General features: G+C 49.2%; 20 protein-coding genes. 1 reads left to right on the top strand and 19 read right to left on the bottom strand.

The features are described 5' to 3' along the window. Window positions 1-121: 121 nt before the first annotated feature. Together purU and AC58P5_RS25745 are read right to left on the bottom strand one after the other, a co-directional pair. The gene (gene purU / locus AC58P5_RS25750; RefSeq protein ID WP_497391718.1) at window positions 122-1,009 is read right to left on the bottom strand and encodes a formyltetrahydrofolate deformylase; all 888 of its coding nucleotides are present in this window, start codon (window positions 1,007-1,009) and stop codon (window positions 122-124) included. A gap of 79 nt (window positions 1,010-1,088) precedes the next feature. Then, on the bottom strand, window positions 1,089-2,216 hold the full coding sequence (locus tag AC58P5_RS25745) for a deoxyribonuclease IV (protein WP_497391716.1): 1,128 nt from the start codon (window positions 2,214-2,216) through the stop codon (window positions 1,089-1,091). A 166-nt stretch (window positions 2,217-2,382) separates the two neighbouring features. On the opposite strand from AC58P5_RS25745, the gene AC58P5_RS25740 reads away from it, so the two are divergent. Further along, a complete protein-coding gene (locus AC58P5_RS25740) occupies window positions 2,383-2,796 on the top strand; it encodes a DUF2621 domain-containing protein (RefSeq protein ID WP_042229966.1) in 414 nt (137 codons plus the stop codon). Window positions 2,797-3,098: 302 nt separating this feature from the next. Here AC58P5_RS25740 and AC58P5_RS25735 read toward each other — a convergent pair whose 3' ends face one another. The 17 genes from AC58P5_RS25735 to galU form a co-directional block, all read right to left on the bottom strand. Continuing rightward, window positions 3,099-3,317, bottom strand: a complete 219-nt coding sequence (locus tag AC58P5_RS25735; RefSeq protein ID WP_497391714.1) for a hypothetical protein — start codon at window positions 3,315-3,317, stop codon at window positions 3,099-3,101. An 89-nt stretch (window positions 3,318-3,406) separates the two neighbouring features. Beyond that, complete coding sequence (locus AC58P5_RS25730; RefSeq protein ID WP_497391820.1) at window positions 3,407-3,601, bottom strand: VanZ family protein; 195 nt, start codon at window positions 3,599-3,601, stop codon at window positions 3,407-3,409. A gap of 187 nt (window positions 3,602-3,788) precedes the next feature. After that, window positions 3,789-3,962: a hypothetical protein gene (locus tag AC58P5_RS25725; RefSeq protein ID WP_497391712.1), complete on the bottom strand. Its 174-nt coding sequence runs from the start codon at window positions 3,960-3,962 to the stop codon at window positions 3,789-3,791. A 19-nt stretch (window positions 3,963-3,981) separates the two neighbouring features. Next, entirely contained in the window at window positions 3,982-5,145 is a 1,164-nt protein-coding gene (locus AC58P5_RS25720; protein WP_497391710.1) for a DegT/DnrJ/EryC1/StrS family aminotransferase, read from the bottom strand. Window positions 5,146-5,150: 5 nt separating this feature from the next. Beyond that, on the bottom strand, window positions 5,151-5,822 hold the full coding sequence (locus AC58P5_RS25715; protein ID WP_497391708.1) for an acetyltransferase: 672 nt from the start codon (window positions 5,820-5,822) through the stop codon (window positions 5,151-5,153). Then, window positions 5,819-6,430: a sugar transferase gene (locus tag AC58P5_RS25710; protein ID WP_497391706.1), complete on the bottom strand. Its 612-nt coding sequence runs from the start codon at window positions 6,428-6,430 to the stop codon at window positions 5,819-5,821. The genes AC58P5_RS25715 and AC58P5_RS25710 overlap by 4 nt, the downstream gene beginning before the upstream one ends. Before the next feature lie 15 nt (window positions 6,431-6,445). Next, entirely contained in the window at window positions 6,446-7,756 is a 1,311-nt protein-coding gene (locus tag AC58P5_RS25705; RefSeq protein ID WP_497391704.1) for a nucleotide sugar dehydrogenase, read from the bottom strand. Between the two features lie 60 nt (window positions 7,757-7,816). After that, window positions 7,817-9,046, bottom strand: a complete 1,230-nt coding sequence (locus tag AC58P5_RS25700) for a glycosyltransferase family 4 protein (protein ID WP_497391702.1) — start codon at window positions 9,044-9,046, stop codon at window positions 7,817-7,819. Next, a complete protein-coding gene (locus tag AC58P5_RS25695) occupies window positions 9,043-11,166 on the bottom strand; it encodes an alginate lyase family protein (RefSeq protein ID WP_497391700.1) in 2,124 nt (707 codons plus the stop codon). Before AC58P5_RS25695 ends, AC58P5_RS25700 begins: the two co-directional genes overlap by 4 nt. Beyond that, window positions 11,159-13,330, bottom strand: a complete 2,172-nt coding sequence (locus AC58P5_RS25690) for a bi-domain-containing oxidoreductase (protein WP_497391698.1) — start codon at window positions 13,328-13,330, stop codon at window positions 11,159-11,161. Before AC58P5_RS25690 ends, AC58P5_RS25695 begins: the two co-directional genes overlap by 8 nt. A 52-nt stretch (window positions 13,331-13,382) precedes the next feature. Continuing rightward, entirely contained in the window at window positions 13,383-14,537 is a 1,155-nt protein-coding gene (locus AC58P5_RS25685; protein ID WP_497391696.1) for a glycosyltransferase family 4 protein, read from the bottom strand. 22 nt (window positions 14,538-14,559) lie between these two features. Further along, window positions 14,560-15,753, bottom strand: a complete 1,194-nt coding sequence (locus tag AC58P5_RS25680) for a glycosyltransferase (protein WP_497391695.1) — start codon at window positions 15,751-15,753, stop codon at window positions 14,560-14,562. Next, window positions 15,743-17,128 carry an O-antigen ligase family protein gene (locus tag AC58P5_RS25675; RefSeq protein ID WP_497391693.1) on the bottom strand — a complete coding sequence of 462 codons (1,386 nt, stop codon included), beginning with the start codon at window positions 17,126-17,128 and terminating at the stop codon, window positions 15,743-15,745. The genes AC58P5_RS25680 and AC58P5_RS25675 overlap by 11 nt, the downstream gene beginning before the upstream one ends. Continuing rightward, the gene (locus tag AC58P5_RS25670) at window positions 17,115-18,305 is read right to left on the bottom strand and encodes a glycosyltransferase (protein ID WP_497391691.1); all 1,191 of its coding nucleotides are present in this window, start codon (window positions 18,303-18,305) and stop codon (window positions 17,115-17,117) included. The genes AC58P5_RS25675 and AC58P5_RS25670 overlap by 14 nt, the downstream gene beginning before the upstream one ends. Before the next feature lie 3 nt (window positions 18,306-18,308). Then, complete coding sequence (locus tag AC58P5_RS25665) at window positions 18,309-19,775, bottom strand: MOP flippase family protein (RefSeq protein WP_497391689.1); 1,467 nt, start codon at window positions 19,773-19,775, stop codon at window positions 18,309-18,311. Window positions 19,776-19,801: 26 nt separating this feature from the next. Further along, window positions 19,802-21,652, bottom strand: coding sequence for a polysaccharide biosynthesis protein (locus AC58P5_RS25660; protein WP_497391687.1), 1,851 nt, complete (start codon window positions 21,650-21,652; stop codon window positions 19,802-19,804). A 38-nt stretch (window positions 21,653-21,690) separates the two neighbouring features. Continuing rightward, the gene (gene galU / locus AC58P5_RS25655) at window positions 21,691-22,578 is read right to left on the bottom strand and encodes a UTP--glucose-1-phosphate uridylyltransferase GalU (RefSeq protein WP_497391685.1); all 888 of its coding nucleotides are present in this window, start codon (window positions 22,576-22,578) and stop codon (window positions 21,691-21,693) included. Window positions 22,579-22,743: the final 165 nt, after the last annotated feature.

Below are 22,743 nucleotides of genomic sequence, written 5' to 3'. Positions count from 1 at the left end.
CCGCTTTAAAGCGGCATAGCCCCGGGGAATGCTCCTTTCATAAAATCCGAAGCGGCATAGAAGCCTCTTCGGATTTATTGCTGAATCAGCCTCGGTACGCTATCGCTCCACGACTATGACTCTAGCTGAATGCGACCGTTTTGTTCTGATGAACGAGGATGCGGTCTTCCGTATGCCAGGAAACGGCCCTTGCCAGGACGATCCGCTCGATATGGCGGCCGATGCGCTTCAAATCGTCGACATTGTCGCGGTGGCTGACGCGCTGCACGTCCTGCTCGATAATCGGTCCCCCGTCCAGCTCTTCGGTCACGTAATGGGCGGTTGCCCCGATTAGTTTAACTCCCCGTCCGTGAGCCTGTGCGTAAGGTTTGCCCCCGACGAAAGCCGGAAGGAAGGAATGATGAATATTAATGATCCGGTTCTGGTAATGCTTGATAAAAGAAGCCGGAATAATCTGCATGTACCGGGCGAGGATGATCAGATCCACCTGGCCTTCGAGCAGCTCCAGGTGGTGCTTCTCCACTTCCGCTTTCGTATCCGGAGTTACCGGAATATGGTGGTACGGAATACCGAACGGCTCGACGAGCGGCGCCATATCCGGGTGGTTGCTGACGACCATGGCGATATCCGCGTCGAGATCCCCGGCACGCCAGTGCCACAGCAGCTCCATTAGACAGTGATCTTCTTTGGACACGAAGATCGCCAGGCGTTTTCTCTGACTGGCCAGCGAAAGGCTCCAGTCCATGGAGAACTCGGCCGCCACTCCGGCAAAATCGTCCTCAAGCTGCGGCTTGCGCTGCTCCAGGCCGGTTAAGTCGAATTCGATCCGGATAAAGAACATTCCGCCTTCCGGATCCATGGTGTACTGGTCCGACTGGACGATATTCGCTCCGTATTCGGACAAAAATTTGGATACCGCGGCCACGATTCCAGGCCGGTCCGGGCAGGAAATGAGCATTCTGCCGCGGTTCTGTTTGCCGGCTGCGCCGGACGTTTTTGCTGCTGCCATCTCTACTGGATTCTCCTTTTGTACACGCAAAATAGGAATCTATTCCGGTCCGAGCCGGTGATGAAAACACAGAGTTACCTTACAAAGACTTCAGCAGATCCTTACCGGCAAACCATGCCGTCAGACGCTGATTGATCTGCTCTTCGGACAGTTCCGGGAACAGACGCTCTTCCGCGATCATGTCGTACAGGCGCTCCATCGGTTCACGTCCGTCCGCTTTTTTGGCTTTCGCGTCGGTTTTGAGCAGCTCCCAGGTTTGCAGGACGAAGCCGCGCGAATCGACCTCTTTCTTCTCGAAAAAGAAAGCCAGCCGCTCCACGTCTTCCGCAAAGGATTCGCCGAACCGTTCCAGGACGGTCCCGCTGAGCAGCGCGATTTCCGCTTCGTACATCGGACGCTGGGTTTTCGGGTCCTTCCCGATCCACGGAGTCTCCAGAATCATCGGCAGGCCGATCAGTTTCTCGTGATGAACGACGCGGTTTATCGCTTCGAAGCCGATCCAGCCCGCTCCGACCGGAGCATGACGGTCTTTGGACGCGCCGCGCGGGTTCTTGCTGTCGTTAAGGTGGACGACCCCGATGCGGTCCAGACCGACCACGCGGTCGAACTGATCCAATACGCCGTCCAGGTCGCCTACGACGTCATACCCTGCATCGTGGATGTGGCAGGTATCCAGACATACCGTCAGTCGGCCGTTGTCTTCGACCTTGTCGATAATCTGCGCCAGCTCCTCGAAGCTGCGGCCCATCTCGGTGCCCTTGCCCGCCATGGTTTCCAAGGCGATATTCACGCCCGTGTCCTTGACGCCGGCGAGGACTTCGTTCAGCCCTTCCGAAATGCGGGCCAGGCCGTACTCGGCATCCTTGTCCGTAAACGCGCCGGGATGAAGCACGATATTCTTCACGCCCAGATAGTCCGTGCGGCGGATTTCGTCCTGCAGGAATTGGACGGCCAGCTCGTACGTATTTTCTTTGTAGGAACCGAGGTTGATGATGTAGGGAGCGTGAACGACGATTTCGCCGATCCCGTGCTCCTGCATGACTTCCCGGCCCTCTTCGATATATTGTGTTTCAATAGGCTTGCGCCGTGTATTCTGAGGTGCACCTGTATAAATCATGAATGTGCCGGAGCCGTACGAAACAGCTTCCCGGGCCGCATTCAGCAAACCTTTGTCGGAAAATGAAACGTGTGAACCGATTTTAATCATAGGAATAGGCTCCTTGCTTTGTAAAATCTTTTCTCCCTATTTTACAGGCAATGTCGCAAGAAAGCCAGAAATAAGGTATAATTTCAAGAGAGATCCAGGGCTTAAACCTGGCCCCGTGCGGGAATAACAGATTCCGAGGTGACGAGTTTTGAACAACTCCCTGTTTATGTGGTTTATTACTTTCTGGCCCCTTGTCCTCATTGGTCTGATGGCGATCGGCGGTTATTTTATGTTCCGTAAATTCCTGAAGGTGCTTCCGAAGGCCGACGGAAAATCCAAGCTCGACTGGCAGAACTACTACGTGGAAAAATCCCGTCATATGTGGACGGACGATTCCAAAGCTTTTCTAAACAAACTTGTCGCCCCTGTACCCGGTCCGTTCCGTGACATCGCCAAGCACTCCATCGCAGCCAAAATCGGGCAGATCGCCTTGGAAGAAGAGGCCGCGGAAGTTACACGCGAGCACTGCATCAAAGGCTACATCATCGCCACTCCCAAGCGGGATTACCGGAGCCTGATGAATTTCCTCGAACGCGAGAAGATCGATTACACGCCTTACAAACACCTGATCAATTCCTGATTCTTCTATATGAATAGAAAGATTTCAGGAGGATACACGTCAAAAAAACCGCTCGGCCCTATAGGGACAGGAGCGGTTATTTTTTTACGGTAAAGACAAAGCGGCGTACAACGCAGCGGGTCCGGCTAGAGCAGCCAGAGGCCCAGCGCCAACGAAACGATCCCCAGAAGCAAATAAAGCGAGCTGACCAGCCAGCGGAGCCAAGGCTTCCATGCTTTATCCCCCTCAACCACCATTCTTCTCATCCTACTTTCCCTGACCTGAACGTTACCGACTTGGGGAGCATGTAACCCGGTTCTGCTTTACGCCATCAACGGAAGACGAGTCTCGTACTCGTTCAAACGTCCGTGGTGCGGCAGATCTTGACAGCTCTTGGTGTTCGAATTCGGGGCCGCACAGCTGTTGCAGCTTGCCAGCGGTATCGACACCCGGTAAAATCCGGTTTTGAAAATATGATCCGCCTGAGTCCGGGACACAATCGAACCGCAGTGAATGCAGTAGACCAAATCCAAAGCTTTCATTCTCACACACCTCTTCATTTTGCTTCTTGTTGTCGCAACTTGTTACATTCTGTATTTGTAAATTATTATAAGATACGTTTTGTAACAAATCAAGAAGTTTTTGGGTGATTCGGTGCGTTTTTACTAGATTTTTGTAGAATTTTTAGAAAAAAATAATACATCGCTGTACCCAGATGGGCACCGCAGGTGTCCAGGATAACGTCTTCTGCCATAGAAGTCCTTTGATGCGTAAATTTCTGATGCCATTCATCCGTCACCGCGAAAAGGACACAGACCGCCAGCATGGCTGGGAAGAGAGATAGAACATGAACGACATCCACGCCAGCACTAGCGGAAAGCGGAACATTTTATTGCGGACGAGAGCCTTCATGAGCGCATTCGCCTGTTTCCGGCTTCATTTTTCCCGGTTAACAAAATAAAGCCCCCCAATATCGGAACCGATATCAGAGGGCTTTGAATCTATCTTTTCTCTTATTTATAAGTAGTAAGCAAGGACATTTCCGTCCGGTTCACATGCTTAAGCATAATTTGCTTTAAATCGTCCACGTAGGGCTTGACCGCAGGTACCGGTTCACTCTGCTCTTCCACCCTATGTACAAATTGCTCCAACTCCAGCAGCAGCTGACGCATGTCCGGGTTCTGCATAATAACCGCCTCTACCGGATTAGCGGTTCGGGATAGCTATGGTACGCAGCACCATATCCGTCACCCTGTTTTGATCGGCCGGAGTCAAGCTGGAGCCGGAAGGCAGACACAGCCCCGTCGAGAAAAGCCGATCAGAGACGCTGATCTCCTCTTCATGGGGATAATAAGCGCATCCCTCGAAAAGCGGCTGGAGATGCAGCGGTTTCCATACGGGGCGTGCCTCGATATTCTGAGCCGCCAGGCGGTCAACGATTTCCGTCGAGGAAACGCCCGTTACCCGTTCATCGACCGTGATCGCCGTCAGCCACCGGGTCGAGTGCCCGTAATCGGCCTCCGGCATAAAGGAAATTCCTTCTATAGACTCGAAGGCCCTGCGGTACTGCCCGAAGACCTCTCTCCGTGCCTGTATCCGGTCGTTTAAAACCCGGAGCTGGCCTCTTCCGATACCGGCCAAAACATTACTCATCCGGAAATTATAGCCTACTTCCGAGTGCTGGTAATGCCGGGCGGTATCCCGGGCCTGCGTAGCCCAGAATCTGGCCTTCTCCAATGCTTCCAGGTCGTCGGAAACGAGCATGCCGCCCCCGGAAGTCGAAATGATTTTATTTCCGTTAAACGAATAGATGCCGTATCTGCCAAACGTCCCGCTTTGTTTTCCTTTATAAGTGGCTCCCAAAGATTCGGCCGCATCCTCGATTACCGGAATGTCGTACTTCCCGCACAGAGTCAGGATCGGATTCATATCGGCGCTTTGTCCGTAAAGATTAACGAGGATAACGGCCTTCGGCAGCTTTCCTTCCCGGTCCGCTTCTTCAAGCGCTCTCCGGAGAGCTCCCGCGGACATGTTCCAAGTATCCGGATCGGAATCGATGAATACGGGAATCCCGCCCTCGTACAGAATCGGATTCGCACTGGCCACGAATGTCAGGGAAGAGCAAAAAATCCGGTCACCCGGGCAGATTCCCACAAGCTTGAGCGCCAGATGAATAGCCGAGGTGCCGGAACTTAATGCGGCGGCCCCGGCAGCTCCCGTATACGCGGCCAGTTCTTCTTCAAAAGCATTGACATTCGGACCGAGAGGAGCGATCCAGTTCGTCTCGAACGCTTCCCGGACATACTGCTGTTCGTATTCTCCCATATGGGGGGGAGATAAATAAATTTTCGGGTTCAAAGGGATAGCCACTCTTTTCACTCCTTCTCTCTCTTAATAGGCCTCGCGGGTACGCCTACAGCCGTGCAGCCGCCCGGCAGAGAACGGGTAACCACGGCTCCTGCCCCGATTACCGTATCGGAGCCGATTCGCAGCCCCGGCAGGATAACCGAGCCTGCGCCTACATCTCCCGCATGGCCGATCTGCACGTGGCCCGACACTCTCGCTCCGGGTAATAGGCTGCCGTAATCGCCGATGGCGGAATCATGACCGACCGTCGCGCCGTAATTAATCAGGACATGGCGTCCGAGACGGACATCGGTCGAAACCACGGTATGAGCCGCGACTATGCACCCTTCCGAAATCTGGGCACTCTCGGAGATAACGGCGGTGGGATGATAAAGCGAGGCGTACCGGACCAGCGGGAACGCCTCTTCGATTTTTCCGGCAACGATCGTCTTAGTCCGCGAACTGCCGATCGCGAAGATCAGCCTGGTTTCTTCCCAATCGGTCTGGGCCAGGGCCGTGTAAGGATGGAGAACCGGAAAACCGCTCACCATCCTTCCCTGTATCTGCTCACTCTCATCCAGAAAACCGAGTATGTCCCAGGAAGAGGAGAGGTGGTTGATATCCCTGACCAGCTGCACGGTTTCGCGCCCCTGTCCGCCGGCTCCGTAAATCCATAACTTCAAGGACCGGAAAGGTTTCATTTCTCGACGGCCCCGTTCGATGCATACCCTTGGAACTCCGGCATCGTTACGTGTCCCGTCCTGCTTACACCCTCGGTTTTGATCACCTTGATCACGGTCATCCATAAAATTTTCATGTCCAGCCGGAAAGACTGATGATCCACATACCAGACATCGAGCTCGAATTTCTGCTCCCAGCTTAAATCATTGCGTCCGTTCACCTGGGCCCAGCCTGTGATACCGGGTCTGACATCGTGCCGGCGCGCCTGCTCGCTCGTATAACGGTTCATATAATCCATGAGCAGAGGCCTGGGTCCGACGAGACTCAATTCGCCGCGCAGCACGTTTAACAGCTGCGGCAGTTCATCGAGACTCAATTTGCGGAGCAGCATCCCGAAGCGGGTCAGCCTTACCTCATCGGGAAGCAGGCGCCCGGTTTCGTCGCGCTGGCTGGTCATCGTCCGGAATTTGAAAATAGCAAAAGGTTTTCCGTGCAGTCCGGGCCGTGTCTGCTTAAACAACACCGGCGATCCCAATTTTATCCGGATCAGTACGGCGACTAGAAAAATAACGGGAAGCAATATAGTTAGACCGATTAGGGCGATAAGAAAATCAAATGTGCGTTTCATGGGAGAACCGACTCCTTATGCCAATTGACTAACTGGAACGGCAACCGTATCCACGCGGCTCAATTCATGCAAATTCCCGTAATTGTAAAGTTTTCCTGCCGATTGTGGCACATGCGAAGACTCCACGCAGTTTTTGGTATCCAGAATAACGGGAGATTTCATCCGGGAAAGCAGACTCAGATCCAGCGATTTGAATTCGTTGTGATCCGCCAGAATCAGCAGGCATTCCGCATCGGCCACAGCCTCTTCCGCCGTGAACATCGGGAACGGGGCAAGCTCTGCCAGCACGTGCGGGTCGTGGACACGGACATCAAATCCGTTCTCGACGAGCATATGCACCACTTCCAATGCCGGTGATTCCCGGATGTCGTCCACATTGCCTTTATAGGTAATCCCGAATACGGCCACTCGTTTTCCGGCATGGGAAGGCGTGATTTTGCCGGTCTGCTCGACGACAAAGGCGGGCATGGAATTGTTAATGACGCGCGAAGCCGTCATAAGCGGAGTCAGCTCAGGCGCTTTTTCGATGATAAAATAAGGGTCGACCGCAATGCAGTGGCCGCCTACGCCGGGCCCCGGCGTATGAAGGTTAACGCGCGGGTGTTTGTTTGCGAGCCCGATCACTTCCAGCGCATCGACCCCGATAGAAGCGGACACCTTCGCCAATTCGTTGGCGAGGGCGATATTCACATCGCGGAAGGTGTTCTCCATCAGCTTTGCCATTTCGGCGGACGTGGCGGAGGTCAAAATGATTTCGCCTTTAACGAAAGCACGGTAGACTTCGGCGGCTTTCTCGGCGGACTGAGGATTGTATCCTCCCACGATCCGGTTATTTTCCACCAGCTCCTGGAAGATACGTCCGGGCAATACCCTCTCCGGGCAGTGTGCCAAGTAAATTTCCTCGCCCACACGCCATCCCGCTTTCGTCAGTACGGGAGCGACAACATCGTCGATCGTTCTCGGAGGAATCGTTGACTCTACAATGACGGTATTGCCTTTGCGGAGATAAGGCAGCACCGCTTCCGTCGCCGATACGACGTAATCGACGTTGGCCGTATGATCCGCGTTGACAGGAGTAGGCACCGCGATAATGTATGTATCCGCAGGCTCCGGGTGACGCTGTGCTTTGAAGGCGTAGTTGGAACGGACATCTTGAAAAATATCTTCCAGCCCGTTCTCTTCAATATGAACTTCGCCCGCGTTCAGGGCCGATACGACTCTTTCGCTAACGTCGACACCGATAACCTCGAAGCCGGCTCTGGCGAATACAAGCGATGTCGGGAAACCGATATATCCCAATCCGATTACACAAATCTTTTTAGTCATAAGTATGTTCCTCCTCATAATCCTATATGTTACATTTTGTATCTAATGCTGCAAAAAAATTTAAATCGCCACGTTCTTCAGCTCGGTCTGATACCGGTCCGCAAGGGACTCTCTCGAAAAGTTCTCCGTCACATACCGGTATCCGCTCTTCCCCAGACTCTCGGCCAGTTCCCGGTTATTCATCAGCAGGCGGATCTTTTCTTTAAAATCTTCCGGATCCTCCGGGTCAACGTAGTAGCCGGACCCGCTTTCTTCCACAAGCGCTCTTGCCACTCCGTCGATTCCGATGAAAATCGGTTTTGCACAGGACATGTAATCGAAAACTTTATTGGGATAAACCGTTTTAAAAGTATCCACCTTTTTCAAAACAGCCGTACACACATCCGACGCTCTGCAAAAATCGGGCACAGCCGACTTCGGCTGCGGAGGAACAAACAATACATTTTTGATACCATTCGTATCAACATAGGCCTGAAGAGACTTCTTTTCCATCCCGTCCCCGACCAGCATAAACAAAAGATCCGGAATGTCCCGGCAAGCTTCCGCAACCTTAAGGATGGACATTAAGTGGTTGGCAACTCCGTGAGCGCCCAGATAAGTAACGACAAATTTGTTTTGAAGCCCGTACTTTTCACGCACCCAGTTCTCCTTAGGGCCCGGCTGGAAAATATCCAGATCCGCGCCGTTGGGAACAAAGATGATTTTGTTCGTGCTGATTCCTTTTTCCTCAATCAACTTGTGGCGGAAAGCCGGAGTCAGCACGTTTATTTTCGAAGCAAACCGGTAAGAAAGCTTTTCAACCAGATAAGCGGCTTTGATCAGCAGGGAGTTTTTGAGCACACCCGTATCGATCGCCGATTCCGGCCATAGGTCCCTGACCTCGAAAACCATGGGCATTCTCTTCAGCCAGCTGACGATAATGCCGGTAATTCCGACAAATAACGGAGGAGAAGTGACGATCATCACGTCGTGTCTTTTAATATAAAACAAACAAACCAGGAGGGAGGAGAAGGTGAACGAGAAATACGCCCACAGCCGGCCGAGAAACGATTTGTTATAAGATTCCGAAACATAAGTCCGGTAAATTTCCGTCCGTTCCGAATACTGCTCCTTCACGACAAACTTTCCCCGGTACTTTTCCTCCTTCTGTCCCGTCGTGTAGTTCACATTTCCGGCAACCACCGTAATATCGTGCCCCATTTTGTTCCAGTGTTTAACAAACTGGTTGAAACGCGAACCGCCCGGGTCGTTATCTCCCAAAAAGTATTGATGAAGAATCAGTATTCTCATAGAGTCACCTTTTCTTGCGATAGAATAGCTCCGGTTCCGACCGGGTTAAGCCGCAAACACCGTTCTTGTATCCTCAGCAGGTTTTGCCCCGGATCGTAGGTGACTTGGCCCGCTGCCGGGGAAAGAACGGTCACCAGACGGACCGGCTTCCCGGACCGAAGGCTACGGACGATCTGATAAGCGGGCTCCTTTTCCCCGTAGTGCAGGGAGCGCCAGCCTCTGCGAGATTTTTCGTCTCCGTGGTAAATCCGGAACGTCCTGCTTTCCGTATCCAGCGTCTCAATAAAATAAGGACCTGACGGGGTTTCCAGCTTAATCAGGCCCTTCTCGTTGATGGCCTCCGCACCTCGGGCGGCGCTAAGCCAGGAAGCGGATATGGCCCTTTCGGTTCCATTAAAGTCCCCGGCAATTTCATCGATGACCGCTACGAACGCACCGGATTGAATGACCGCTCTGAGATGAACAAGCGGACCGTAGCCGTAATGTTCTCCCTCGAACAGCGTCACTCCGTCCGCAGCCGCTTCCACTCGTCTGGTATGGGATCTGGTCCAGTTATACCAGATAAAACGGGACCCCTTCTCCATCTGATCGTCCTCACCGATCATCACCGTATTGTGCGAAGCGGTGCCCATAAAATAAGCGCTCCATTCGGCATCCGTGTTGTAGGAATAGGTTCCGGCATCACAGATAACGTTCGTACCTTCGCGCCATATATCGAGATGAAGCATGTCGGCCTGCGCGGGACGATGCCGGTAGGTTCCGCAGCGGATCATGGCGCTTCCCCCATCCAGCCGGATGGAATAATACCCGCCTTCCGGATAAGCCTTCAGCGCCGCTCTTTGAAGGGCGTCCCGCGAAGCGCCCAAAGCCGTTTCACCGGCCAGCCAAACCAGACTCTCATCATGGGGGCCGTCAGGATAAAGTCTTTTCCCGGTGAGGGTAAAATAGAACGTACCCAGCTGCGGACGGTAATCCAGATATTCGCACTGGGATAAGGGATGAATAAGGGCGCCGTCGTTCATTCCGTAATTGGGCAGCCGGCCGGTTGCCTCGTCCTGGAACTGATACAGGAAATCGAAGGTTTTATATAACCGCTCCTTCAGCTTGCCCGAGAAGGATTCGCCGTTTAACTCGGCCAGCCGTAAGGCCCAGGTATAATCCTGAACGACAAGTCTGTGATAATTCATGGAGTGCTGAAGGTAGGAGCCGTCTTCGTAAATCTGCCACATTCCCTCCGCTTCCAGATGACGGAATCCTTTCTTCTTCCATTTCCCGCTCCGGTCAAAGAAAGGGAAAAGAAGCCCGACCGTGTACAGACCCGCCGCTTCGCTGATCGTATGATTGTTCTTCACCGACTTCAGGGCAAAATCAAAATGTTTATCGATGTGATCGGTATGGCTGTACATCTGTTTAAGAAGGCTGAACACCCTCTGGTCCGTGGAAGAAGAATGGCCGGCAAAAGCATACAAAGCGAAGATCCATGCCATAACGCGCAGCGACATCTCCTGGCAGCATTTATAGTTGACTCCCCGCTCCTCCGGGTTGTTTTTCAGCCAATCCTCAAACAAGTTCCAGAACGTTTCGGGATATAAAGAGGACCGGGTCAAGGCATACGCCCGGACCAGCGTATACGCGAACGAGAACCTGGACAGCTCCCATATATACTTGATATCGCCGAACGTCCCGCTGAGATCGGGAATTTTCGACCAGTGCAGATCTCGCGGAGACTCTTCATTGGTGATCGGATTCCAGTGCCAGTTCGGAGTGCCCTGGTGGACGTTCCATCTGCTGAAATACGTAAACGTTCCCTCGCAGATCCGGTCGGCCTGATTCAGGAGCTCCTGCTCCCGGATTCCCAACGTTTTTTGGAGAGCCGGCCGGAGACTGTTCACATGATCCGGGTGAAAGAAAAAAGGCCGCGCTTGCGCCCTCCACTCCCGGACGACTTGCCCGGATGAGGCGGCACGAGACGACCAGCGTTTCACAAATTCCTCTTCTGTCAAGGATACGGGCGGAAATTCTTTTTCCAGAAAGCCTGCCCTTTTCTTCAGCTCGTACTTGATCCGGAATAACGTCCAGCCCAGCCCCATGTTCTGCATCATCCGGAGTTGGTTACGCATATTCCGCCTGCTTCCGCTGCTGCCGCTCCTGCTCCTGCATCTGCTCCACAATGTCCAGGCAGGCTTCCGTCACTTCGTAAATCTCGCTTAAAGGTATCGGGGAGCCCGAACCGGTCAAAACGGCGTCCACAAATGTTTTCATTTCTTGTTTATGCCCTTTGTCCTGTGACCACAGCTTCAACTTGGTAAACCCGTTCCAGCCATATCCGCGGAGTTCCTTGAAGTTGTTCATCTCCAGGATCTTGCCTGCCGCGAAAACTTCAATGCGTTCTTTCGGAAACGATTTGTGACCATTCGCAAAATAATGAACGGTTCCGAGTGAACCGTCTTCAAAGCGCAAAGTTATGGTCGCTTTGTCTTCTATGATTTTAACGCCCGGCTGCCTTCCGACCGTATGGGAAGTTACTTCCGTTATGGGGTGCCCTACCAGAAATCTCAGCGTATCGACAAAATGACACGCTTCTCCGATGATGCGGCCGCCGCCGACTTCCGGGTCCTGGGTCCAATGTTCGGCGGGAATATCGCCTGCGTTGACGGTCATAATTAGCGTTTTCGGCTCCTTAACCGTATCCAGGAGCTGTTTCATTTTAACGGTAAAAGGAGAGAATCGCCGGTTGAAACCGACCATAAGGATCTGCTTGGGCTGCAGGCGCAAGTTTTGGATATCCTGCAGTTCGTTCCGGTTCAAGCAGAGCGGCTTTTCAACAAACACGTGTTTACCGGCTTTGATCGCTTCTTCAACGTAACGCGCATGCGAGTTGTGCCGCGTCGTCACGAATATGGTGTTGATGGCGGGATCGGCCAGCATGGCATTCGTGTCTGTCGTCGTCTGGACGAATCCGTGTCTCCGGCCCACATGAAGGCCGTTCACTCCCCCGCTGCTGGCGATCGTGTGAAGAGAAGCCTTCGTTTGTTTTAAAGCCGGAAGCAGCACCTGATTCGTGTAATTCCCCGCTCCGATAATCCCGACGGAAGCTTCTCCGGTCCGGGCCTCTTCGGCAGGCGCCAGAGCGAGCTCGACCGTCTTCCGGTTCAGCAGAGCCTGAACGTTCTGCTTCTGATCATAGTGCAGAATGATGCCCAGCGAAGATTTCCCCTGGCCCAGAACCTCATAGGCTTCGACCGCCTGCCCGATCGGAAAACGGTGAGTAATGAGCGACTTCAGATCAAGCTTGCCGTCGGCCAGCATATCCAGAATGGCTTCGAAGTTCCGCTGTTCGGTCCAGCGGACGAAACCGACCGGGTAATCCTGCCCCTTCTCTTCGTACTCCGCATCATAGCGCCCGGGACCGTAAGAGCATGACACTTGGAAGCTCAACTCTTTCTCGTAAAAATCCGCCCGCGAAAGCTCCAGTCCCGTTACGCCGATAAGTACGATACGGCCGCGTTTGCGGCACATATGCGCGGCTTGATGGACAGGCTCGCTGCTTTTGGTGGAGGCGGTTATGAGAACGCCGTCCACTCCGCGGCCTTTGGAGAACGTTCTCGCCGCCGCAAGCGGGTCCTCCCCTTTGGACAGATCCACGATTTCCGCTCCCAGCGACTTCGCAATCTGCAGCTTTCCGGGGTCGAAATCGGCGCCCAGCACCCGGCACCCGTGTGCCCGGAGCAGTTGAACGGTGATCAGACCGATCAAGCCGAGTCCGGTTACGACGAACGTTTCCCCGAGTGTCGGATTGGCCAGCCGGATTCCCTGCAGTCCGATAGAAGCGATAACGGTAAAGGCGGCTTCTTCATCGTCCACTCCGTCAGGAATCTTCGCGCATAAATGCTTGGGGACATGAACGATTTCCGCATGAGGACCGTTGGAGATGACACGGTCACCGACGGCGAAGCCTTCGACTCCCCGTCCTACCTCCAGCACGGTTCCCACGTTGCTGTATCCGAGAGCCAGCGGCTGGTCCAGCTTCGTCCTCACGGCCTCCAGTGTAGGAGCAAGACCATCGGTCTTGATCTTATCCATCACTTGCTTGACCTTATCCGGCTGCTGTTTCGCCTTCTCCAGCAAGTTCGCCTTGCCGAACTCGACAAGCATTCTTTCCGTACCTGCGGAAACGACACTCATTCTCGTTTGAATCAACAAATGCCCTGACCGGACTTGGGGACAAGGAATATCGGCGATCTCCGTCGCCCCGGTTTTTAAATTTTGCAGGATCTGATTCATAATGGTAGGCCATTTGTCTCCACACAAACGGCTGCATTCACCTCGTCTTTTTTTATTGGGCCTGAACTTGAATCCGGGAGGATTTTAGCGATTCGAACACTTTTATATACTGTCTTGCCGCGGTATCCCAGGAAAAATCCCGGGCCCGATCCAACGACAATTTGGAGTAATGCTCCAATTTGTCTTTATCCGAGAGCAGTTCATACACCTGCAGAGCCGTCTTCTCGATATCTTCGATATCGGTCAGCAGAACTCCGTGCCCGTTTATAATCTCGGGCATAACGCTCGCGTCGTTGACCAGTACGGGCACCCCGCACGTCATGGCTTCCACGATGGGCAGTCCAAACGATTCCAGAGAGGAGAGCGTGATAAAAACACTGGCCTGGTGATAATAACGCGGCAGTTCTTCGTTCGGGACAAACCCTTCGAAAACAATGTGGTCCTCCATGTTTCGTTCCCGGATTATGTTCTCCAGCCTTCTCGCTTCTTCGTGATCCTTGTTGCCGACGATTCTTAACTTGTTCCGTATGTGGCGGGTTTCTTTCAGGTGCATGTACAGCTGAACCAGTTTATCGATGTTCTTGTGTTTGGCAAAGCTCGATACACAGAGAATGTCGCCATCCGCTGCCGGGAAGCCGCCGGTTCCGAAAGAATGGTGGACTCCTTCATAAATAATGCTGATTTTGGACTCGCACGCCTCCAGCTTATCCGAGAACGAAACGATATTCCGGGACGTTTCCTCGGAGACCGCTATAACCCGGTCGGCCGCGATGATCGAACGGGGGGTAAGATTTCCGAAATAAATTTGCTTGATACGGCCCAGCACATTCGCCGGACGCTGTCCCTGTTCTTTTTGAAAATATTTAATGTTCTGAATAACGAGCACGGTTTTGGTGAAATTCACCAGCGGCAGCGTGTCCGCCGGGCCCACCAGCACGTCGATATCCAGCGCCTTCAGCCTGAACGGGAGGTAGACACTCTCGTACAAAATGCGGAAATGGGGTTTGCTCGTGATCTCATGAGCTTCCGCAAACAGGACGTGTTCCTCTATTTCTTCGAAAATGGAGCGGTTCCGTTTGTTGACGAGAAGCACGTACGTATTGATCTTGTCGTTTGCAATCAAATGCCGGACCAGGTTTTTGATAAACACTTCTCCGCCGCCGTTTCGATTGGGAAGCACGGAAAGCGTGTTGATTGCGATTCTCATCCCTATCATCCTTTTTTGCCAGTTATCCGATGCGTTGTTCTTTTTCTAGTTTTCTGCGATTAAGATTGAATTTGTTGAACTCGCTGATCAACTTTTCTTTCTCGTTCTCCCAGTTATGTTCCGCAACAAATCTTCCCAGATTGCTCTGGTAGACGGGAAGATTTTCTGCTATTTGTTCGATGGATTCAGCAATTTTTATAGGTATCGCAGTTGTCTGTTCTGCATCTACGGCAACTACCGCACCGAGTTTATACCGTTCAATATAATGTTTAAGCGGGGGCTGATCGGTAGCAATAACGGCGAGCCCCGCTTGAGTGTATTCATACAGCTTGTTCGGCGCACAGTAAATATTGTTCAGTCCTTTATAGGGATAACTGATAATCCCTAAATCAAAGGAGGGCAGCATAGTCTGCAATTTGTCTCTGGTTACTTTACCCAGGATATGAACAGATTCTTGCAAGCCTTCTGTCAGTACCAATTCCTTTATCCGGGGCAAATCCGTACCTCCCCCAATAAGAAACAGTTTGTATCGGGACGGTAGATGCTTAAAAGCAAGCAAAAATTTTAACAAACCTCTCTCCAGACTCATATCCCCTTGATAGACCAGTTTAAAATCGGATTCGGTAGGGTTCGGTTCAAGTTCCTTGTCCGCAAAATCTTCCTTGGCTGCCGTTTGCTCTTTCTTAATAACCTGTTTTGCGGCAGGTGGAATATTTCGCACAACAAGCGGGGAAGTCGTTAATTTGTAAAATTCTTTCATTATACGGGCCCTTTCCTCGTTAGCTGCAATGATTTTATCCGCTCTATGTACGACCCATTTTTCTAAATAAAAAAAGAAGCGCTGCCGCTTCCCCAGCTCTTCTCCTTGATCCGGTATGATAAGCTCATGAGCGTCATACACGTATACACTCCCTGTCAGTTTTGAAGCAATCCAACCTGGAAATGCCATAAAATAGTCGTGTGCATAAATCACCCCAGGTTTACTTCTTATCGAAGTAATAATGAACCAGAGACTGAATAGAACAACATGCAATTTTTTAAAACCGGACGGACGATTCCATAATTTTGTTCTAAATAAAGAGTTATGGTAAGGATGATTCGATTGGATAGAACAGACCGTGACCTCAAAATTGTGTCCTATGGCTTCGGCCGCTCTCTGGACTCTTCCGTCATAATCAATTTCATTAAATACAGGCATTAGCACTTTAGCCGACATAATGCCCTCCTCTGCCGGATGGATCGAATTTGTCCCCATCCGCCGTCTTCATATTTAAAATACAGACCGTTACAGCCGGTAAAAGCCATGTAATTCCCATTCCCGCCACTGAGCTGGATTCGATACATGAAACCGTAAATACCAGAAGAGAGAAGAACAACGGATACATATAATGAGCATTGGGAGCCTTATTCAGCAGACTTTTTCCGATCCAGAATAAAGAAAAGACCATAAATAAAACATAACCGCTGAAAACAAATATTCCATAGTTAGCCAATATCTCTATCCACCAATTATGTACATTCACTATCCTCCCCACATTCGTTCCGAACTGGTCCAGGTAATATTCGATATTTCCGGCTCCGACACCAAAAATATTGTTTTTGGCTATATTCCATGCGTCGGCAGTCAATACTCTTCTTACTTCTACCGAACCGTCGTCGCCTTTTAAAGAGACGATTTGCTGCCAAAAGTCCGTTAACTGCTTTAGAAAAGCTAAACAGAATAAAAGGACACCGGCTATTATGGACAAAACTATTTTTATTTTCCGGTAGAAAACGAGATAGCCCATATAAAGAAAAATCATGCCGATCAGCAGAATATAGATCATTCTGGCTTGAGCCAAGTAGATGAAATAAACCGAGCTTAGCATAATCAGCCAACTAAAAGCTTTCATGCCTAGGTTTTTGTCACTGATACTAAAAAATAAAACAGGTAAACTGACAATCAGGAAAAACGCAAAATCATTCGGATTATAAAAAGCCGCCGTAGCGACTTCATCCATTTGATATTGAAGTGCTCCCGATTTGGGAAGATGATTACCGGTAAGTACTTCCCACCAGCCGATACCAACCATCAGAACAAGGCTGAATAACCAGGCGTTATAAACCGTAATCAGTTTCTTGAACGTTTGGACGTGTAAGCTGAAAAGAATGACAAGCCCGACACCGTAAACTAAGTTTTTTACATATTTCATCGTATTTTCTGTTTTAACGATCCACTCCATCTGAATAACCGCATAAAGCAGCCAACCGATGAAAAAAATCAGGCATAATTTTGCCGCTGTATGAATCCGGGGCTGGTTTTTTGAAGTTACTAGGCGCAAAGCGATGTAATAGCCATAAATAAGAAGAGTGATGAGCCAAGTCCCGTAGAGCGAAAATAAAGCTAAACATACGATCGCATAAATCATAGCCGTATCTATCTTGTTTATCTTTAGCAAAAACACCCCGCCGGTAAAACCGAGGGCTGCTAGCGTCGTCTGTAAAGGAAAATAACTTGCCGCAAAGGATGTGAACGTAAACGCCACTGCAAGCAGGATCCAATATACAGCCCTGGGCCATCCGTTTATACTCATATCCTCACCTGTTTTCATAGGTATGTTTCAGGCTTAAAGAATAATCCCGGTGTTTCTTATTCGTGTCGATTAAACTTGTGTAAATCCCCTGCATTTGTTCCTTATATCTGTCTGCCGAAAAACGCTTCTCTATCGTCTGTCTGATTATACCGGAATCGTAATTTTGATAGCTTTCAGACATTCTCAGCATTCCTTCGCAAAGAGCTTCCACAGAGTCATTCTCTACCAACAACCCCACGCTCTCGTCCACAAAATCTTCCGGCCCGCCCGATCGGGTGGCTACGACAGGCAATCCGCAGCTCATAGCTTCGATCAAAACTACACCAAACGTTTCAATTCGGCTGCTGGAAACAAAGAAATCGGCCTCCCAGTAAAATTCTTGAAGCTTGTCGTTGGCTACACTGCCCGGAAAATCTACCTGCTGCGTTATTCCGTGCTCATCCCTCATCGCCAGAAGTTTGTCCTTGTTGGGGCCTTCCCCGATAATTTTGCAATGAAAAGGAACTCCCTTCTCTTTAAGCTGAGCGAGAGCTTTTATCAAAATCTCATATCCTTTTTTATCGTTTAGTTCAAAGCTGCCGATCGTAAGTATATTCAGAACTTGCTTCGGCTGGTTCGCTTCATGTGGTTGGCTATCCCGTAAACCGAACTTCGCCGTGTTAACTATATTGTGCTTAATATCTATAGGCCGAGATACATACTTCAGCATGGTGTCCCGCAATGAACGGCTCACGGCAAATACCCTATCCGCTTCTTGCAAAGCCATTCTGATTTTTCTGCCGAAATAGAACGTCTTCACCCGATGCTCAAAAAAAGTGGCGTGCTCTGTAATGCAGAAAGGAATAGTGAGTTTACGAACGGTATCTGCGACGATCCAACTGTAATAACTTGAAAAATGCACATGAATTAAATCCGGCTGTTCCTCATGGATCAGTTGCTGAAATACTTTCTTAACAAGCAAGTTATAGAGGAATAAGCGCACTCTTGGCAGATTTGATTTTTTGATCTTCAGAAGAATCATTCTGTACCCGTCTTCCTGAATGATCTCATAAACGTTTCGATTTTTTTCGTTAATATCAACCTTGATAACCGACAGCTCACAAACTCCTTTAATGGCTTCCACTCGGCTTTTAATAAATGAATAATACGTCGGCTTTTCTCGAGAAGGATAGTCGGATAAGACAAAAATTTTCACAAGTCAGGCTCCTTCTTTAATTCTTGAATTCCCTAATTTGCCCTTGAGTTTATGCAGCAAACCCGGATTGTAAGCAAGGATCGCCACTGCATAGATGATTATACCCGTTACTATTTGTATGGCCAGTGCAATTCCGGCGGATAGATAATTGGTCGTTATTAAGCTGGAGACATACACACCTATCCCCATGATGATACTTGCATAAAAAGGATCCCTTAAACTGCGCAGCAGCTCAATGAAGCAAGGTCCTAGCAAGGTCTTGAGCATAACGAGATAATTGGTTATAAAATAAAACAATTTCAAGCTTAGAAAAGCGACGGCGACTCCAATAATTCCTCCTGCGTACGCCCCAACTATGATAACCGGAATTTGCAAAACGGTTTTGAATGAATTATAAACAAACCCGCGGCCTACCTTTCCCGTTGCCATAACCAAGGAGCCTACCGGGTTAGCGATAGACCTCAGTATCCCTACGCCGCATAAAATTTGCGTGATCAAGATGCTCGGGCCCCATTGCGCCCCGAACATGATGGGAATGAACAAGGGTGCGGTTACGATCAGCCCGAAATATAACGGCAGGTTGACAAGACTCAACGTTCTTATGACTTTCATATATCCCTTCTTCATTTGCTCCCGGTTATCTTGAATCTTGGAGAATACAGGAAAGGCAACCCTGTTTACGATAGGATTTATCCGGATCAAGGGAATAATAATTAAGTTAAAGGCGATCGAATAATAGCCTAGGGCCTCTGCTCCCAGAAACCGGCCGATAATAATTTTGTCCAGGTTGTTATTGAAATAAGTTACGGTACGATCACCCATTTGAAACATCCCAAAGGACAGATATCCTTTTAAATCGGATTTGCGAAAATGCATTTGAGGCTTCCATTTTCTCCAGCCCAGAATGATTAAAAGAAGCGAATTCATAGCTGAAGTACTTAATTGACCTAAAACCAAGGCATAAACACCCATACCGTAATAAGCCGCACCAATACTGATTATAGTTCCGGCAAGCATGGATAAAATCGATAGTTGTGAAATCACTTTAAACCGGAGTTCTTTTTGCAATAACACCTGAAACTGCTGACCGCACGCGATAATGGGAAATAAAAAAGAGGACCAAACCAGCAAATCCGCCAGCTCAGGACTCTTATAAAAAAATGCGATAGGTTCTTTAGTCAGCCAGACAACAAGTCCTGCCGTAAATCCGGTTGCTATGTTCAACCAATATAGACTGGACAGCTCATCTCGTTTTGTTTCTTTCCTTTGAATGATGGCACTTGAAATGCCCATATCCGTAAAAGATTGAGCAAATCCGACAATGACCATGATCATTCCCATCAAGCCAAATGCTTTTGCGTCCAGAAATCTGGATATAACCGCTATTTGAGCCATTTGGAGCAAGACGACGGTTAAAGTCGATATAGCTGTCCATTTCCCTCCGTTTAATGCTTGTTGTCTTAAAGACATGGTTTGCACCTGATTTCTAAACAAAATTAAACCAAGGTCAGCTCTTTTGCTTCCTGATTTGATGGACGGTTATAGGTAGGCACAATGAGCTGAAGAACAGAACGAATATCGTCCACAGAGTCTCCGAGCAGTTTTTCCAATTTCTTGACTTCGAATTGAATATGCTCCCGATTTAAATTAGCCGGACGTCCAATAAATATCCGATTATGCAGCGTCGAGGTAAGCCCTTCTTCACTAGTTAAGAGTTCTTCGTACAATTTTTCCCCCGGACGCATACCTGTATATTGAATCGCAATATCTTCGTTGGGAACGAACCCGGATAATCGGATTAAATCTTTGGCCAAATTCAAAATTTTTACGGGCTCTCCCATATCGAGAATAAAAACCTCTCCACCTTGGGCGATCGCCCCTGCTTGAATGACAAGCTGGACCGCTTCGGGAATGGTCATAAAGTAACGGATCATTTCGGGATGAGTAACCGTTACGGGTCCGCCATGTGCGATTTGTTGTTTAAACTGGGGGATCACACTCCCCCTGCTTCCCAGAACATTTCCGAAACGCACAGCGGCAAATATGGTTTGGCTCGTCGTATTCAGGCTCTGAATATACATTTCCGCAATCCGTTTTGTTGTTCCCATAACGCTGGTCGGATTTACAGCCTTATCCGTTGAAATTAAGACAAATCGCTCGGCTCCGAATTTATCCGCACAATCAGCGACGTTCCGGGTTCCCAATACGTTATTCTTGATCGCTTCCGTCGGGTTCTTCTCCATAAGAGGTACGTGTTTATGAGCGGCGGCATGAAAAACGACTTGAGGTGAAAACTCTTTAAATATGCCTTCTAGTCTTTTTTGATCCTGAATATCTGCAATAATCGTTCCCAATTTAATTTTAGGAAACAGCCGGTTCAGTTCCATTTCGATCGCGTAAATGCTGTTTTCTCCATGTCCGAGCAATAAAAGTTTAGCCGGATTGAAGCTGGCAATCTGTCTGCATAGCTCAGAACCGATTGACCCCCCCGCACCGGTTACCAATACATTCTTATCGGATAAATAATCCGCAATACCGTGCAAATCAACCTTAACCGGGTCTCTTCCCAGCAAATCCTCCACATCTACGTCCCGAATCTCTTGAATACTGACTTTCCCATGAATTAAGTCACTCAGCTTAGGGATAATTTTTAATTTAGCTTTGGTTTTTTTACAAATATCAATAATTTCTGTAATTTGTTTTTTGGTCGCAGATGGAATCGCAATAACAATATCACTGATATCGTGGGCTTCCGTTACATCCATAATAGCCTCCCTGTTTCCAAGCACAGGCAGCCCGTATATTTGGTGTTTATGCTTTAATAAATCATCGTCAATAAAAGCAATCGGATACATCTGAGACGCGGGATTATGTTTAAGCTCTCTGGCGATGATTGTTCCGCAGTCACCCGCCCCGATAATCAACGCTTTATGCTGTCCCTGCTTCTGTTTATAGTAGTTATCTCTGAACAGGCGCCACGCGAAACGCGATCCTCCCATCAAGAAAAGCATGGATTGGAAAGTACCGAGAAATATAGAAATGGGGACACCTATACCCGAAACATAATAGGAAACGATATAAGCCAGAGAACTGCTGACGACCACCGCTCTGAAGATGGATAACATTTCACCCACACTTGCATACTGCCAAATCCGGTTATACAGCTTGAAGAAGGACATGCTGATTACACTAAAAAAGACCGTCACGGTCATATAAATGATCATTTGGTTTATGTAAATAACAGGCAAGCTGCCATCAAACCGAAGCATATACGCCACGTATACACTACCAAGCGCTATCAGAAAATCCATACTCAGCAAAGAAATAAATCTTTTACGATAGCTCAAAATTTTCCACTCCCCTGCAACTGTTTTTACATATGAGGCTAGACATTTTGCGGTTTGGCCTCTCTTTGCAGAATTTCTTCCAAAGCGTTTAGAAGCGGAGTTCGCAGCTCATTGTTACGTAAAGCAAAATCCAAGGTCGTTAAAATGTATCCCAGTTTCTCGCCCACATCATATCGAATTCCTTCAAAATGGTAAGCATATACTTGCTGAAACTTATTCAATGCTTGAATGGCATCGGTTAATTGAACTTCCCCGTTTGCCCCCTGTTCCTGATTCTCCAGTAAATCAAAAATTTCCGGGGTTAGGATATAACGCCCCATAATGGCGAAATTGGAAGGGGCCTGTTCTTTTGTCGGCTTTTCTATAAGCTGATTCACCTCTAGCAAGCGTCCCTCGGTTTCTTTGGAACCTATGACGCCATACCGATGAATATCTTCAGACGGTACAGGCTGCACGCCGATTATAGAGCGTCCCGTTCGTTCGAATTGGCCGATCAATTGCTTAAGACAAGGAACCTCCCCTTCTACGATGTCGTCGCCCAGCAGCACGGCAAAAGGCTCATTCCCGATAAATTTTCTTGCACACCATACGGCATGGCCAAGACCTTTGGGGAATTTTTGACGAATATAATGAATTTCCACTTTAGCTGACAGCTGAACTTCTTTTAAAAGTTCAAATTTACCTTTCTCCATTAAATTTTGCTCCAAGTCAAAAGCGTTATCGAAGTGGTCTTCGATTGAACGTTTGTTTTTTCCCGTCACAATTAAAATATCTTCAATACCCGATTTAACGGCCTCTTCTACGATGTATTGAATGGTAGGCTTATCGACAATAGGAAGCATTTCTTTGGGCATAGCTTTCGTAGCCGGTAAAAAACGGGTCCCTAACCCGGCTGCGGGTATGATGGCTTTTCTGACTTTATGCATGACGGTTCCTCCTCGAACTCCCAGTTCAAATCTCTTTTTTTTTAAAAACATAAAAACACGAGGTCTATTGTCTATTTCGAAACAACATAGCTCGTATTTTTATGCAAAATAAGTAAGAAAGCAGGGCATTTAACCCCCCCTCACATCACACCTTTGACAATAAAT

The sequence above is a fragment of the Paenibacillus sp. JT31N7 genome (assembly GCF_059692095.1).
Note: the sequence above shows the minus strand (reverse complement) of the source record. Positions and strands in the feature narration are given on the sequence as shown.